This window comes from Lachnoclostridium edouardi (assembly GCF_900240245.1).
Classification (GTDB): Bacteria; Bacillota; Clostridia; order Lachnospirales; family Lachnospiraceae; genus Lachnoclostridium_A; species Lachnoclostridium_A edouardi.
Window position 1 is genome coordinate 1 of sequence record NZ_OESQ01000006.1, and the last position, 842, is coordinate 842.

Here is an 842-nt window from a genome sequence, read left to right on the forward strand (position 1 = left end):
GTGAGTTAGAATTGCTTCAGCTTACAGCAAAAAACCTCCAGTGTTATAATTAATGTAAGGTTCGCCAACCGCATTAATAAACAAAGGAGGTATCCATATGGATAGTAACAGTTTATCACATACAAAAGTACAGTTTACAAGGGACTACACAGGGTAACGGTCTGACGGGAGGTGTGCCGCCCATCAGATTTTCCATGTGATGTTCAAGCTGTCGCTTGTGGCAGCTATGGTGGTAATCATCAAATCCACCACCCGCCGCTTGTCGTCAAAGGATACATTCTCCCAAGTGTCGAGGTAGCCGGAAATCTGGCTGACCTGTTCCGGGCTGATGGCTTCCACCGTCAACTCGGCGATCTGCTTCACAAGTTCCTGCTTGCGTCCGTCCAGTTCCACTATCTTCACATTCACATAGGAGAGCAGGACATTGTTTGCGCCCGTCAGACTGTCCACTAGCTTTTCAATCTCGCTGTCCACATGGGCAAGCTCCACTTGCAGGGCGGCAATTTTCGGGTTTGCCTTTGCCGCTTTCTTTCTGCCTGTCAGCGTCTTGTAGCTTGCCAGTTTCTTTACCATCTGCTGATAAACAACCGCTTCCAGTTCCGAAGTAATGATTTTCCCGCACCCCGGACAACTCTTGTTATCCAGCCGTTTCGTACAGCGAAGGTATTGCTTGCCGGAGGGATTGAAGATACTCATAAGGGCATACCCGCAGTTCCCGCACTTGATTTTTCCCGCCAGCCATGTATGGGTGGCTTTTCGGGCAGACTGGATTTTCATGTTGTTCATCAGCTTCTTGCGGCAGGTCAGCCAGATGTCGGAGGGGACAATGCCCTCATGGGGAG

General features: G+C 49.8%; 1 protein-coding gene. It reads right to left on the reverse strand.

Going from position 1 to position 842, the window contains the following annotated elements; genetic code table 11:
- Positions 1–183: 183 nt before the first annotated feature.
- A partial coding sequence (locus tag C1A07_RS16055; protein ID WP_180952305.1) for a zinc ribbon domain-containing protein occupies positions 184–842 on the reverse strand: 659 nt, incomplete at its 5' end.